The following is a 278-nucleotide window of genomic DNA, read 5'->3' as shown; positions in this document are numbered from 1 at the left end:
GCACCAGAATCTGGTCCGCGTCCGCCACGGTCGATAGCCGGTGTGCGATCACCAGGGTCGTGCGGCCATTCCTGGCCTTGCGCAGGGTTTTCTGGATCGCGGCCTCGGTGCGGCTGTCCAGGGCGCTGGTGGCCTCGTCCAGAATCAGGATGCACGGATCGGCCAGCAGCGCGCGGGCGATGCCCACTCGCTGACGTTCGCCGCCCGACAGCTTCAGCCCCCGTTCGCCGACCTTGGTCTGCATGCCGTCCGGCAAGCCGCGAATAAAGTCGGCCAGT

Annotated in this window: 1 protein-coding gene; it reads right to left on the bottom strand. The window is 67.6% G+C overall.

Annotation, left to right across the window (positions count from 1 at the left end; all coding sequences use genetic code 11):
• Positions 1 to 278 (bottom strand): ATP-binding cassette domain-containing protein (locus tag KA858_RS12610; protein ID WP_210135847.1); only part of this gene is annotated, 278 nt, incomplete at both ends.

Source organism: Staphylococcus sp. GDX8P80P (assembly GCF_017893095.1).
Lineage (GTDB): Bacteria > Bacillota > Bacilli > Staphylococcales > Staphylococcaceae > Staphylococcus > Staphylococcus borealis.
This window is presented reverse-complemented; position numbering and strand designations above follow the sequence as displayed.